General features: G+C 72.2%; 12 protein-coding genes and 2 pseudogenes. 6 read left to right on the top strand and 8 right to left on the bottom strand.

The window, feature by feature from the left end; all coding sequences use genetic code 11:
• The first annotated feature begins 209 nt into the window (after window positions 1-209).
• Entirely contained in the window at window positions 210-1,121 is a 912-nt protein-coding gene (locus G6R25_RS15445) for a 2-hydroxyacid dehydrogenase (RefSeq protein WP_163553522.1), read from the top strand.
• A 47-nt stretch (window positions 1,122-1,168) separates the two neighbouring features.
• Here G6R25_RS15445 and G6R25_RS15450 read toward each other — a convergent pair whose 3' ends face one another.
• Window positions 1,169-2,140, bottom strand: a complete 972-nt coding sequence (locus G6R25_RS15450) for an NAD-dependent epimerase/dehydratase family protein (protein ID WP_163553523.1) — start codon at window positions 2,138-2,140, stop codon at window positions 1,169-1,171.
• A gap of 9 nt (window positions 2,141-2,149) precedes the next feature.
• Window positions 2,150-2,902 carry a hypothetical protein gene (locus G6R25_RS15455; RefSeq protein ID WP_205447150.1) on the bottom strand — a complete coding sequence of 251 codons (753 nt, stop codon included), beginning with the start codon at window positions 2,900-2,902 and terminating at the stop codon, window positions 2,150-2,152.
• 664 nt (window positions 2,903-3,566) lie between these two features.
• Here G6R25_RS15455 and G6R25_RS15460 point away from each other — a divergent pair.
• A complete protein-coding gene (locus tag G6R25_RS15460) occupies window positions 3,567-4,505 on the top strand; it encodes a PAC2 family protein (protein WP_163553524.1) in 939 nt (312 codons plus the stop codon).
• Between the two features lie 117 nt (window positions 4,506-4,622).
• Here the strand turns inward: G6R25_RS15460 and G6R25_RS15465 are convergent, their stop codons facing one another.
• On the bottom strand, window positions 4,623-5,036 hold the full coding sequence (locus G6R25_RS15465; RefSeq protein ID WP_136447833.1) for a DUF7715 family protein: 414 nt from the start codon (window positions 5,034-5,036) through the stop codon (window positions 4,623-4,625).
• A gap of 203 nt (window positions 5,037-5,239) precedes the next feature.
• Between G6R25_RS15465 and G6R25_RS15470 the strand changes: the two genes are divergently transcribed.
• Window positions 5,240-6,466 (top strand): sensor histidine kinase, encoded by a 1,227-nt coding sequence (locus G6R25_RS15470; RefSeq protein WP_163553525.1) that lies wholly within the window; start codon window positions 5,240-5,242, stop codon window positions 6,464-6,466.
• A gap of 238 nt (window positions 6,467-6,704) precedes the next feature.
• Here the strand turns inward: G6R25_RS15470 and G6R25_RS15475 are convergent, their stop codons facing one another.
• Window positions 6,705-7,961 carry a DHA2 family efflux MFS transporter permease subunit gene (locus G6R25_RS15475; RefSeq protein WP_235948595.1) on the bottom strand — a complete coding sequence of 419 codons (1,257 nt, stop codon included), beginning with the start codon at window positions 7,959-7,961 and terminating at the stop codon, window positions 6,705-6,707.
• A 389-nt stretch (window positions 7,962-8,350) separates the two neighbouring features.
• On the opposite strand from G6R25_RS15475, the pseudogene G6R25_RS27385 reads away from it, so the two are divergent.
• Window positions 8,351-8,404 (top strand): annotated as a pseudogene (locus tag G6R25_RS27385) (hypothetical protein); the annotation flags it as partial.
• 121 nt (window positions 8,405-8,525) lie between these two features.
• Window positions 8,526-8,798, top strand: a pseudogene (locus G6R25_RS27390) (TetR/AcrR family transcriptional regulator C-terminal domain-containing protein); the annotation flags it as partial.
• 177 nt (window positions 8,799-8,975) lie between these two features.
• Here the strand turns inward: G6R25_RS27390 and G6R25_RS15485 are convergent.
• On the bottom strand, window positions 8,976-9,395 hold the full coding sequence (locus tag G6R25_RS15485) for a pyridoxamine 5'-phosphate oxidase family protein (RefSeq protein WP_163553526.1): 420 nt from the start codon (window positions 9,393-9,395) through the stop codon (window positions 8,976-8,978).
• A 91-nt stretch (window positions 9,396-9,486) separates the two neighbouring features.
• On the opposite strand from G6R25_RS15485, the gene G6R25_RS28960 reads away from it, so the two are divergent.
• Window positions 9,487-9,615 carry a hypothetical protein gene (locus tag G6R25_RS28960; protein WP_268904156.1) on the top strand — a complete coding sequence of 43 codons (129 nt, stop codon included), beginning with the start codon at window positions 9,487-9,489 and terminating at the stop codon, window positions 9,613-9,615.
• Here G6R25_RS28960 and G6R25_RS15495 read toward each other — a convergent pair.
• The 3 genes from G6R25_RS15495 to G6R25_RS15505 are packed head-to-tail and all read right to left on the bottom strand — an operon-like array spanning window position 9,600 to window position 12,280.
• Window positions 9,600-10,463 (bottom strand): carbon-nitrogen family hydrolase, encoded by an 864-nt coding sequence (locus G6R25_RS15495; RefSeq protein WP_163553527.1) that lies wholly within the window; start codon window positions 10,461-10,463, stop codon window positions 9,600-9,602. The genes G6R25_RS28960 and G6R25_RS15495 overlap by 16 nt on opposite strands.
• Before the next feature lie 13 nt (window positions 10,464-10,476).
• A complete protein-coding gene (locus G6R25_RS15500) occupies window positions 10,477-11,190 on the bottom strand; it encodes an MBL fold metallo-hydrolase (protein ID WP_163553528.1) in 714 nt (237 codons plus the stop codon).
• Window positions 11,191-11,209: 19 nt separating this feature from the next.
• A complete protein-coding gene (locus G6R25_RS15505; protein WP_235948597.1) occupies window positions 11,210-12,280 on the bottom strand; it encodes a CE1 family esterase in 1,071 nt (356 codons plus the stop codon).
• Window positions 12,281-12,718: the final 438 nt, after the last annotated feature.

Here is a 12,718-nt window from a genome sequence, read left to right on the forward strand (position 1 = left end):
ACATTCCTCACAACCTAGAGTAACCAGTCGGCACGGAAAGTGACCTTCGCGCGGCCCTGGTTCGTCCCCGCAGAAGGACGGGGTCCGTCTCGGTGAAAAGGCGAAAGGCTGGGCAGTGGCACGCCGGTGGCGCATGACCGCGGGTACGGGTCGGTCCCGCGGCTCTGGTACGACAGGAGGGTCAGAACGGCGCAAAGCATGGAGGCTTCTTGTCCAGACTCGTCCTCGTCCTCGTCCCGACCAACGGCGGCGTGGCGGCGCTGTCGGCGGTCCCCGGGATCGAGCCGCTACAGTACGACCCGGACGCTCCCCTGCCGGTCGCGGCCCGCGAGGCCGAGGTGCTGGTCGTGGCGCCCGGCGAGGTGCAGCGCCAGCTCGACGCGATGCGGGAGCTACCGAAGTTGCGCCTGGTGCAGACGTTCAGCGCCGGCACCGACCAGTGGCTCGGCCGGCTGCCGGCGGGGGTGGCCCTGTCGAACGCCCGGGGCGCGCACGGCGGTTCCACCGCCGAGTGGGCGGCAGGCGCGCTGCTCGCCCTCTACCGCGAGATCCCGCGGTTCCTCACCGACGCCGCCGCCGGCCACTGGGAGCCGCGCCAGACCGGGACTCTCGCCGGCAGGCGGGTGCTCATCCTCGGCGCGGGCGATCTCGGCACCGCGTTGCGCCGGCGGCTCGAACCGTTCGAGACCGAGGTCAGCATGGTCGCCCGGCGAGCCCGGCCCGGCGTGCACACCCTCGACGAGGTGCCGGACCTGCTGCCCCGCCACGACGCCGTGGTGGTGATGCTGCCGCTCACCGACGAGCTGCGCGGCCTGGTCGGCACCGACTTCCTCGCCCGCATGCCCGACGGCGCGATCCTGGTCAACGCCGCCCGGGGGGCGCATGTCGTGACGGCCGCGCTGCTGGCGGAGCTGGAGTCCGGGCGGCTGCGGGCCGCGCTGGACGTCACCGATCCAGAGCCGCTGCCGCCCGATCATCCGCTGTGGCGGGCCCCGGGCCTGCTGCTCACCCCGCATGTAGGCGGCATGACCGCCGGCGTGTCGCAGCGGATCTGGAATGTGATCGCCCGTCAGCTCGACCAGTACGTCCGCGACGGCCGGCCGGAGAACCTCGTCGACTGATGCGACCGACCGCTGACCGACCACCGACCGCCGACCGGGTGGGGCGCTCAGGTGCGGTCCAGCTCGGCAAGGGTGCGGCGCAGGCCTTCGGCCAGCGGGGTCGGTTCCCAGCCGAGCTCGCGCTGGGCCCGGGAGGCATCGGGGACGGCGTTCCACCGCAGGTAGTGGAGCTGGCCGCGGGCCAGTGGCGGGGGGCGGCGGGTCAGCCGGGCCAGCGCCTCGCCGCCCGCGGCGAGCGCCGCGGCCGCCGCGGCCGGGATGGTGACGGCCGGGGGACGACCCCGCCCACCTTCGACGACGACCGCCGCGGTCAGCTCCCGCAGGCTGACATGGGCGTCGGAGAGGATGTACCGCTCGCCGGGGCGACCTGCGCGGGCGGCCGCGAGGTGACCGCGGGCCAGCCCCTCGGTGAACACCAGCCCGAACCCGTCGGGTGGGATGGCGGGCAGCAGCCCGCGCAGCGCCGGGCGGAACATCCGGCGCTCCATCGAGAGGGGACCGTAGGGCGGGAAGCCGTAGACGGTCGCCGGGTTCACGATGACCACCTCCACGCCCCCGGCGGCGGCAAGCACCGCCTGCTCCGCGCGCTGCTTGGAACGCTCGTACGGGGTGCCTTTCGGGGCGGCGGCGAGCGCGGTCTCGTCGAAGCGGCCGCCTGCTGCGGCGTCGAACACGTCGATCGTGCTGGTATGCACCAGCCGGCGCACCCCGGCACGGGCGGCCGCCCGTGCAACGTTGACCGAACCGGCCACGTTGACCCGGTCGAACTCGTCGGCGTCGGGCAGCCACTGCTCGGGAACGCCCATCGCGTTGAAGACGATCTCGACCCCGGCCACGGCGGCCGGCAGCGTCGCAGGGTCGGTGACGTCTCCCGCGACGACGTCGACCGGCTGGGGCAGTCCGGGCGCCGCGCGGGCCGGGTCGCGGACCAGGGCCCGCACCTGGTGGCCGGCCTCGATCGCGGCCCGCACGACCGCCCCGCCGACCTTGCCGGTCGCGCCGGTGACCAGGACTCTCACCGGGGGAGCCTACGTCGATCCACCGTCCCGGCCGCGCCACGACCCGCCGCGGCCGCGGCCGAGTAGCCGGGAGCGGCCGGCGGCGCTGCGGCCGGCTTCGGCCATCCCGCGCACCGCGTACCAGCCGAGGCGCACCACGGCGGCGGCGTCGACCCCCGGTCGGCCGTCTCCGGCGCGCGGCCGGGGCAGGTCGAGCAGCAGGTCCGCGCCCGCCGGCGAGGTGTTCGTGTGGGTACTGGTGATCGTCGAGTAGTCGCCGAAGAACTTCACCTCGAGGCGTTCCCGGCGGATCTTGCCCGACCCGTCCGGGATGAGGCACAGGAAGTACAACACACTCGTCCCACCGGCGGCGGCCCGGTCGTGCGGGTTGTAGGCGCCGCCGTCCCAGCGGAACTCCGCCCGGGTCCGCAGCAGCCAGCGCAGCCCCTCGATCACGATCGGGTCCGGCTCGGGCAGGCGCATCGCGAAGTGCCGTTCCAGCTCGAAGGCGCGCTCCTGCTCGACGAGGCCGGGCGGTAGCTCGGGGGTGCGGCGCACCATGAAGATCTCGACCGTGCGGTCGGCGCCGGCGTCGGAACGCAGCGACGCGTGGGTGAGGCGCACGTCGAGCTGGTCCGGCCGGACTCCGTAACGTTCGCCCAGCCGGGCCCGCACGATGACGCTGGGGACCGGCGCGCTGGGCACGATCCCGAGTGAGGCCAGCGCGGTCAGGGCGGCGTCGAAGTCGTCGACGGCGATCAGCAACGCCGCGTGGTCGAGCACGCAGTACCGGGCGACGAGGGCGACCAGATCGGCGGCGCCGTCGATCCCTTCGAGCAGGCCGGTGAGCAGCCCCTCGGTGTTCAGCGACCGCAGCGGCGCGCAGACGGCCTCGATGCGGCGGAGGTCGACCTGGTCGAGGGCGCTGCCGAAGCCCCGGCCGGTGAGAAGCCGCCCCCAGGCCCGGTTCCCGTCGGCGTGTCCGTCATTGCGTGCCGCCTCTCGCCACCCGGCGCAGGCCCGATCGAGCGCGCCGGTACCGGTCCCGGTCCGGTCCCGGTTCCGGACTCGGTGGGGCGGCTACGGCCCTGGTCGGCGGGGCCGGACCGCTCGCACCGAGCCGGTTGGCTGGCTTGTGGTACCCGGGCTGGTGCCGAAACTTTTCCGGGAGCCTAGCGGCACCCTGTGACGGCTCCGTTACCTGCTCCCGGTGAGAGGCCGCAAGCGGGTACAAGCGGGTACAATCAAAATTAAAATCAAGCGGGTAAAATTAAGCGGGTAAAATTAAAATTAAGATGAGACCCGGGCGGCGCCAGGCCGGTACGCGGCCGAGGCGGGCGGCGCCTCGCCGTCCGGTGGTCCCCGGCCCCGGTGGAATGCCGATGGCGCCTGCCGCGCTTCTTTTCAGGTGACGGAAGCGACCGGTGGTGTAAGGAGGACCTCGATCGTGCTTGATCCGCAGGAGCTCTACAGTCTCACCGAGGACGCGTCCGACGACCCCATCGACGCGCACCGCCCGATCATGCTGGAGGCGCTGACCGGCGTCGTCGACGCCGGCAACGCGGTCAGCCTCGCAGGTGAGCACCTGTTGACCGCGCTCGACCATCGCATAATCGCAACGTTCGACGTCGATCAGCTGCTGGACTACCGGTCCCGCCGGCCAACCATGATCTTCTCCGAGGACCACTGGGAGAGCTATACGGACCCGGTGCTCGCGCTCTACCAGCTCCGTGACGAGTCGGATACGCCGTTCCTCCTGCTCACCGGCCCCGAGCCGGACCTGCAGTGGAAGCGCTTCACGGCCGCCGTCCGCGGGCTGGTGGCTCAGCTCGGCGTCCGCCTCACCGTGGGGCTCAACGCCGTGCCCATGGCGGTTCCGCACACCCGCCCCGCCACGATCACCGCGCACGGCAGCAGCAAGGGGCTCGTCGTCGGCTACGAGCCGTGGCTGCGCCGGCTACAGGTCCCCGGCAGCGCCGGGCACCTGCTGGAATACGAGCTGGGCCGCGACGGCCGGGACGCGATGGGCTTCGCCGTCCACGTCCCGCATTACCTGGCCCAGACGACCTACCCCGCGGCCACCGAGGTGCTGCTGACGTCCGTGTCGAAGGCGACCGGCCTGATGCTTCCGCTGGACGGACTTCGCTCCGCGGCCGTCGCCGTCCAGGACGAGGTCAACAGCCAGATCGCCCAGGGCGGGGAGGCCGCGGCGCTCGTCCACGCACTGGAGGAGCAGTACGACGCCTACCAGCGCGGGCGGCGTGGCCCCAGCCTGCCCACGACCGACGCCGAGCAGAAGCTGCCGACCGCCGACGAGCTCGGTGAGGCGCTCGAGCGCTTCCTCGCCGAACAGTCCGAGCCGGGCGGTCCGAACCCGCTGTCCTGAACCACCCGCTTCACCCGCCCGGCTCCACCCACCCCGCCCGCGGGCCGTCCCCTCGGCCTGCTCGGGTCTCCCGCCGGCCACGACAGCGGGAGACCCGAGCCCGCGACCCGGGCACACTCAGCGGCGGTCGGGCACCCGGCCGATGTCGGCGTCCGACAGCGCCCGGACTGACAACCCGTCCACGAAGCGCTCGACGATCGCCCCGACCGGCCAGCGGTCCACCTCGGCGAGCAGGCGTGCTGCCTCCGCGTCGGCGTCGCGGGCGTCCCAGCCCTGCGCGTCCAGGCTATTGCGCAACGCCTCCAGATAATCCGTCTCCGTGATTCCGGGAAGGTCTCGGACCATCGCCGTCGTCGTTCCATAGAAAGAACCGAGGCCGACGAAGACCCGGCCGCACTCGCACCGGCCATGCGGCCGGTCCAGGTGCATGTCACAGAACACACGCAGGGTTACGAGCTCACCTTCCACCGCCCAGTGGAAATCGTCGACACGCAGGCCCTGCGCGTACGCGGTGGCCGTGAGAAGTTTCATGACTCCCAAGCTCCTCGTGGTCGCCCGACCGCTTCCGGGTGGGAAGCGGATGCCCTCCGGATCTACGAGAAGACAACCATCCCCCACCGACAAAGTCTCGCCTTAGTCATGATCGGGGCACTCTCGACGCACGTCCCGGACCGGCCGCGGGGACCGGCCCGAGACGATTCCGGTGGGAAGATTCAGTGGGAGGACGGCAGCCGGTGACCGCGCCTGTCGCCGCCTCGGCCGACCCTGTCCCGGCCCCCAAAGGTGCCGGGACCGCCGGGTCCGCCGCACCACGCCAGCAGCGGCTCGCCGCGAGTGCCGCGACCTGGCGAGGTCTCCTGTTCCTGCTACTAAACCTCCCGTTGAGCATTATCGGCTTCGTCTGGGTGACGATGGTGCTGGCCCTCGGTGCTGGCCTGGTAGTTACGGTGATCGGGATACCCGTACTCGCGCTCGGCCTGCAGGTCTGCCGCGTGTTCGGCACCATCGAGCGGGTCCGGGCGCGGTCGCTGCTCGGTCTGCGGGTCGATGTGCCGTCCCGGCGACCGCGCCGCCGGGCCGGCGGGCTCGGCGCGATGTTCGCCGCGCTGGCCGATCCGGTGTCCTGGCGTACCGCGCTGTACCTGTTCATCCGCCTGCCCTGGGGCATCGTCAGCTTTGTGGCGGCGGTGCTGCTGCTGCTCACGGTGGGCTGGGTGGTGCTGCCCGCGGCCACGCGTGGACTCGCCGTGGTCGATCGCGCGATGATCCGCAGCCTGCTCTCCCCCTCGGAGGGGGTAGAACGGCGGATCCGGGAGCTGGAGGCGGACCGGGGCGCGCTTGCCGACGCCGCCGCCGACCTGCGGCGGATCGAACGCGATCTGCACGACGGCGCGCAGGCCCGGCTCGTCGCGCTGGCCATGGGCCTGGGGCTGGCGAAGGAGAAGCTCGTCGACGATCCGGACGCCGCCGCCCGCATGGTGGCCGAGGCGCACGGCGAGGCGAAACTCGCCCTGCAGGAGCTGCGCGACCTCGCCCGCGGGATCCATCCCGCGATCCTCACCGACCGAGGACTGCCCGCGGCCCTGGCCTCGCTGGCCGCCCGGTGCACCGTGCCGACCCGGGCCGCCGTCGAGCTGGGCAGCCGCCCGGCCGCCGCCCTGGAGGGCATCGTCTACTTCACCGCGTCGGAGCTGCTCACCAACATCAGCAAACACAGCCGCGCCGACTCCGCCGCGGTCGAGCTGCGCCGCCTCGGTGCCGCCACGCTGCTACTGCAGGTCAGTGACGACGGCGTCGGCGGGGCGGATCCACGCGGCGGCACGGGCCTGGCGGGCCTGACGGGTCGCCTGGACGCCCTCGACGGCGTGCTGGTCGTCGACAGCCCACCCGGCGGCCCGACGGTGGTCAGCGTGGAACTGCCGTGGCGCGACGCCGACGGCGGCCCGGGGCCCCATCGCTGACCTGCACTGCCCCCGAACCGTCCCGCGGCGCCGGGGGTGGCGCGGCCATGGCCGGCCGCCCCGGCAGCAGGAGCACCGAGGGGATGGCAAGCAGGGAGAACCCGAGGGTCCACCAGAACGACACCGCGTACGCGTGCGCCTGCACGGCACGATCGACCACCCCACCGGCCGTCGTCGCACCACGAAGCTGATGCGCCAGCACGACCGCGAGCACGGCGGTACCGAGGGAGCCACCGATCTACTGGAAGATGCGCACCGCGGAGGTGGCTCGGGGGATATCCGTGGGGCGTAGACCACGGTAGGCCGCCGACATGACCGGGATCGTCGCGGCCGCGAGACCCATCCCGCGGACGACGAGGGAGCCACCGAGGAGAACCTCGCTCGTGTCCGCGCCGACCTGGGTGTAGGCCACCGAGCCCAGCACGCTGAGCACGAGCCCGGCCAGGACGAGCAGCCGCAGGCTGGTCCGATCGACCACCCGGCCGACCAGGATCATCGCGAGCATCATGCCGAGTCCCTGCGGGGCAAACAGCAGCCCGGCCTCGATGGCGCTGCGCCCCCGCACCTGCTGCTCGTAGAGCGGTAGCAGCAGCATCGCCCCGTAAAGCGAAAGCCCGAACAGGAACATCATCCCCGCGGAGCCGCAGAACGACGCGGAACGGAACAGACGCAGATCGATCAACGGGACGATCCTGGTCCGCAGCGCATGCAGGGCAAACACGGCGATCATCGCCAATCCGACGACCAGAGGCGCCAGCGCCCTCGGGTCGGCGAAGTCGCCGTGCCGACCCGCCTCCGAGAGGCCGTAGATCGCCGCGGCAAGCCCCGGCGAGAGCAGGGCGAACCCGACCCCGTCGAACGGGTGGCGCTGCGCGACCCGCAGCTCGGGCATCCAGCGCCAGGCCAACGCGATGGCGAGGGCGCAGACCGGCACGTTGACGAGGAAGATCCACCGCCAGCCGAAATCGTCGATGAGCACACCGCCGATGACAGGGCCGAGCACAGGGGTGAGCAGGGCGGGGATGGCCACCGTCGCCATGAGCCGGCCCAACCGCTCGGGGCCGGCGGCCTGGGCGAGGATCGCCTGCATCAGCGGCAGGAGCAACCCGCCCCCCGCGCCCTGGACGATCCGGAAGGCAATCAGGCTGCTCGCGGACCAGGCGATCCCGCACAGCACGGAACCCACCAGGAACAGCGCCAGCGACACCAGCCACATCCGCTTGCCCCCGAAACGCTCCACCGACCAGCCGGTGAGCGGGATCACCACCGCCAGGGCCAGCAGGTAACCGGTGCTGACCCACTGGATCATCGAGACATCGACGCCGAAGGACCGCGCGAGGGTGTCGAGCGCGACCGAGACGATCGTCGCGTCGAGCTGCACGACGACCGCTCCAGCGAGAACGATCAGCGCCAGCCGGACGAGCGCGGGATCCAACCTGTCGCCACCGGCCACACCGGCGCCATCCGCCGTCGACGCCGCTGCCTGCATCGCCATGGGCCTACCTCCGGAACGGTTCAGGGGATCACGTCACGACACCACCGGTGCGGTGGATGAGCGGTACTCGCCGGCCCTCCAGCAGAACGATACACCGTCTCGATTTCGAGACGGTGTATCGCTATTCGTACGGCGTAGCAAGGCCGATGAACAACGTAACCTCGAGGTATGGGTGACCACACCCGCGCGGAGAGACTCCCGGCGGCACCTACGGCCTTCGTCCCACCGACCCCAGCACACCGCCCGGCCTCACCCGCGAACCCGGCACCCGCGGGGGCGACGGGCGCAGCAGCCGGCCCGGCGCCGACGCAGGGATCGTCTGGGCCCGCCCGACCGAGCACCGCAGGCCCCGGCTCACCCGGGAGGCGATCGTCGACGCGGCCGTCGCGATGGCCGACGCCGAGGGGCTCGAAGCGGTCTCGATCCGCCGGGTCGCCGCGGCGCTCGACGCCCGGCCGATGAGCCTGTACTCCCACTTCGACCGCAAGGACGACCTGCTCGCGCTCATGAACGACCGGGTGGCGGCCGAGGTGATCGTGCCCGAGCCGCTGCCGGCGGACTGGCGTGACGCCCTGCGCGGCCATCGCCCGCCGCACCCGGGACAGCAGCCTGCGCCACCCCTGGGTCCTGCAGACGCTCGCCTGCCACCCCCCGTTCGGCCCGAACGGGCTGCGCCACGCCGAGCAGTCCGCGGCCGCGGTGTCCGCCCTGCCGCTACCGCCCCACCGACGGGTCGCGCTGCTGCGCGCGGTCGATACGTACACCCTCGGGCACGTCACCGCCGAACTGCGGGAGCGCCAGGGTTACCTCGGCGGCGCCGACCAGGCGGACGTGCAGCGCTACCTGACCGGCGTGCTCGAGAGCGGCCAGTACCCCCACCTCGCCCGGTTCCGCCACCAGGACCTCGTCCTGGTGGCGAGGATGCCCGGGAGAGCTTCGCCGAGGGCCTGGAGTGGCTGCTGGCCGGGATCGCGGCCGCCATCGGCGCGGCCTCGGCCTGACCGGTCAGGCCGGTCAGACGCTGCCGAGCACCCGGGTGATCCGCACCTCCAGGACGACCCGCAGCGGGTTGGCCCGCGGCTCGCGGTAACGCTGGGCGTAACGACGCTCCGCGTCAGCGACACTCGCCGGGTCGTCGCGCACCACCGCCAGCCCCTCCAGTGTCGACCAGCGGCGCCCGTCGATCTGGCACAGCGCGGCGGCGACTCCCTCGGGCGGCCCCGCGGCGATCAGGCGCGCCTTGCGGGACCGGCCGGAGGTGATCACCCGCGCGATCCCGGCCGTGGGGTCGAGGGTCGCGCCGACGGCGACCACGTGCGCACTGCCGTCGGCGCGCACCGTGGTCAGACTGCACAGGTGGCGCTCCCGCCAGAAGCCGAGGAACTCCTCACCACGGCCGGTCAGATCGGGCCCGCGGGCGGGCTGGTTCGACATGCCGCCAGCCTGCCACGCGGCGGGCGGAGCCGTCCGCGGCAGGACACGGCGGCGGGGACACTCACAGTTGCGGCGCACGAACAGGAGCGACATGCGATTCGACGTGGGCACGATCAACACGGGGGACACTGCCTGGGTGCTGGTCCACCGGCTGCGGGTGACGCCGGTCGAGGAGGTCGACACCACCCAGCACGGCGAGGTCGCCTACCGGCTGTTCTGAGTTCCGCGGCACGCGGTTTCCGCAACGATGGTAACGCCGAGCCGGCGGTGGGTGAGCACCGGGAACTCGGCGCGGACCGCGGCCGGCAGGGCCGGGTCGAGCTCGGCGCAGACCCGGGCGGGGTCCTGGCCGCCCTCGGCCAGCACCACCCCCCACGGGTCGACGACGACGCTCCCCCCGGCCAGGTCCCGGCCCGCGTGCCGACCCGCGACGTTGCAGGCGACGAGGTGGACCTGGTTCTCGATCGCGCGGGCGCGGGTGAGTACACGCCAGTGCTCCAGCCGGGCCGCGGGCCACGCCGACACGACGACGACGAGGTCGGCGCCGGCGTCGCCGAGCATCCGGAACAGTTCCGGGAAACGCAGGTCGTAGCAGGTGGCCAGGCCGATGCAGCCGAGCTCGGTGCGCACGGCGCCGGCGGTCGTTCCTGGCGTGAGCAGCCTGGCTTCAGCGGACTCGTAATCGAACAGGTGAATCTTTCGATACGTGTGCAGGATGTCGCCGTCCGGACCGATCAGGGCCGCCGTGTTGTACAGCCGGCCGTCGTCGGCCCGCTCCACCAGGCTGCCCGCGACCAGGTGGAATCGGCGTTCCCGGGCCACCTCGCGCAACGCGGTCAGCGTCGGACCGGTCAGCGGTTCCGCCTGCGCCTGGTAGGCGTCGAACTGGAAATACCCGGTCGCCCACAGTTCGGGGAGCACGACGAGGTCGGCGTCGGTCCGGCGCAGCTCGGCCAGCACCCGGCGCACCCGGTCCGCGGCACTCTCGCCGTCCGGGCAGTCGAGTTGCAGGCACACGGTGCGGACACGGCCGGACGACGGCGCGGTCATCGGCGTCGAGGCGGTCATCGGCGGCATCGGCTCAGCCCAGGCCGAGCATGGCCTTGAACTGTTGGGCGCTCGCCGGCCGGAAGACGTGGTTCATCCGCCTGACGACGGCAAGATCCTCGGACGACCGCGGAGAGTACTGGTGGCCGGGGAAGACGGTGGTGGTGTCCGGCAGGGTGGCCAGCCGGCGCAGGCTGTCATACATCAGGCCGGCGTCGCCGCCGGGTAGATCCATCCGGCCGCAGCCCTCCAGGAACAGGGTGTCGCCGGCGACGAGCCGGCCGTCGACGACGAAGCACTGGCTGCCGGGGGTGTGGCCGGGGGTGTGCAGCAGCTGGATCGGGATCTCCCCGACGGTCACCACGTCGCCGTCGTCGTGTTCGACGAGCTCGGCAGCGGAGACCTCCGTCGCCTGCCGCACCCACTCGGCCTCGGCCCGGTTGACGTGGATGGGCACGTCCTGGCGGGTGAGCAGCTCGCGGATGCCCTCGATCTCGAAGCCGAACGCGGAGCCGCCCACGTGATCGGCGTGGTAGTGGCTGACGAGCGCGCCGGTGAGTCGCATGCCGTCGGCGGCGACCAGGGCAAGCAGATCGTCCACCTTGTAAGCGGGGTCGACGACCACCGCCTCGCCGGTCTCCCGGTCCCCGACGAGGTAGACGAAGTTGACCATCTGGGTGCCGACCGGGTCGCCGACGGCGAAGTCGCGGCCGGACAGCAGCTGGCGGAAGTACAGACGCTCGGTCATGCCGCTCAGCGTACGAAGGTCAGCCCCGTGGTGGGACGAGCCGGCCATCTGGGGCTACGTTCGGCGACAGGTTAGGGGGCCCGGGGACGGTGAAGAAGTCGAGGATGGCGCCGGTGGCGTCGAAGGTCCGCCCGGCGGCTGAGTCGTGCGGGTCACGGCGGGCCTCCGGGCTCGCCGGCCACAGGTGGGTGCCGCCGACAACCGTGTCGAACAGCACCTCGCCGCCGGCGGCACAGCCGATGTAGCTGCGGGTGACGATCCCGGCGGCGGGCCGGGCCGTCAGCGGGGTCAGGTTGCAGCCATACCGGTCAGCGTAGGCGCGGATCACCGCCAGGGCCGCAGGTACGCGGGCCGAGGAGCCCACCACCAGGCCGCCGCCGTAGGGCACCGACGGGTCGGCGGTGCCGTGCACGGCCATCGTCGCCGGGGCGCGCCCGGCGGGGCAGCGGGCCTCGAAGGTCGACGAGACCATCGCCACGGCGGCGAACCGGTCGGACCGGCAGACCAGCGCGGCGGCGAACTCGGCGCCGTTGGAATGCCCGGTGGCGTAGACCCGCCGGCCGTCGAGGCAGAACCGGGAGGCGAGGTCGGTCAGCAGGGCGTCGACGAAGCCGATGTCGTCGGCCTTGCCCGGGTCGCTCATCGTGTTCCACCGGCGCGGCGTGCCGAGCGCGTCCGGAGTCACCACGACGAAGCCACGCCCGGCGCCGGCCACACCCAGGCGAGACCGTTGATCCTCCAGCGCCGCGTCCGCCTTGAAACCGTGGAAGTCGAACACGACGGGATAGGAGAATCGCCCGTCGTAATCCGCGGGCACCGCCAACCGGTAGGAACGACGGACCCCGTCATGAACGAGAAGGTGTACCCCGCCGGACAGCGGAATGCGGCCGGTGGACGCCGGGCACCCGTCGCCGGCCGACAGGCCGGACGAGCCCGCGGCCAGCCGGAGTAGCGGCGCACCGGCGACCCGGCCGACGGCGACGTCGGAGCGGTCGGGCAACACCGCCACGGCCATCGACAGGACCGCCGCCATGAGGGCGATGCCCATCACGACGAGCGGCCATCTCGGCGCACTCGCAGTCCGGACCATCCGACCACGGTACGAACGAGACCCCGAGAACGTGACGTTCGGCCACGGACATCTGCCCGACAGTCCGAATCGGGACAGATGCCGGCGCCAGAAACATCGCCGATGCGGCGTCGAAGAGATCCCTGGCGGCACAATTCCGTACCAACCGCGACACCTACGCCGAGAGCAAGACGACCTTCATCGAACAGGTACTGGCCAAAGCCACTACTGACGTTGAATCGTAGGGACACTCGGCAGCGTTGCCTGTCCGCCACACGGATCCTCCTTGATCAGCGGGTTCACTCAGGCCGGTGCAGAGGGGAGCAATTGTCAAGACCTGTGGATGGGAGCCGCACCGACCCGGCGGTGATAGGCGTCTACGTCGACGTTGCTGCCGCGCATGATGGTGACCACGCGTCGGCCGGCGAAGCGGTCACGGTCTTCGAGGATCGCCGCGAT

The sequence above is a fragment of the Candidatus Frankia alpina genome (genome assembly GCF_902806485.1).
Taxonomy (GTDB): Bacteria; Actinomycetota; Actinomycetes; order Frankiales; family Frankiaceae; genus Frankia; species Frankia alpina.